Source organism: Tsukamurella sputi (genome assembly GCF_007858445.1).
GTDB lineage: Bacteria > Actinomycetota > Actinomycetes > Mycobacteriales > Mycobacteriaceae > Tsukamurella > Tsukamurella sputi.
Genome location: NZ_VIGV01000123.1, coordinates 1 through 596, shown reverse-complemented (window position 1 = coordinate 596; position 596 = coordinate 1). Strand labels below are relative to the sequence as shown.

1 protein-coding gene is annotated in these 596 nt (G+C 36.4%); it reads left to right on the top strand.

Features of this window, described 5'->3' with window-relative positions; all coding sequences use genetic code 11:
* Positions 1–324 precede the first annotated feature (324 nt).
* Positions 325–596: hypothetical protein (locus FK268_RS26050; protein WP_205124542.1), on the top strand; the 272-nt coding region annotated here is incomplete at its 3' end.

Below are 596 nucleotides of genomic sequence, written 5' to 3'. Positions count from 1 at the left end.
AAGGGGGCTTGAAAGATATCACCTTCAATAATGTGGAATATAATAAAGATAAGACAGAAGCGACAGTGCTTTTCCAGGTTCATTATAAAAATGGAACAAGTGAAGATCCAGAAGAGATTGAGACAATGAAAGGAAAAGAGGGCTGGAGAGTGAAGTTTTAACTTTCGAGTTGCCATTTTCAGTTAGGAGCTGAAGTAGAAATATAGGTAGAAACTCAAATAGAGATTTAGAGAAAAAGAACGTTAAGGCGTTCTTTTTTTATAACATTACTCATCATCAACATCATCAACATCATCAACATCATTGAAACGATTAAGGCGATAGATGCGCTTGAAGAAGCTATATTTAAGATTAAAATTAATTCTCGTAACGCTCTTGATCTCTATAGGTTTGCTGATAGGCGTAATCACTATTTTGGAGATCGATCTCAATCCTTATAAGGATAGAGATCACTATGAGCCTTGGAATTCAATCTATCAGGATCGATTAGCGGTTGGGGATATTATTTTTCGAACTGCTTATGGTAAAGAGAGTCGTTTTGTTCAATGGGTCAGTGGTGGTGAATTCTCCCATATAGCACTTATCACCGCTACAAC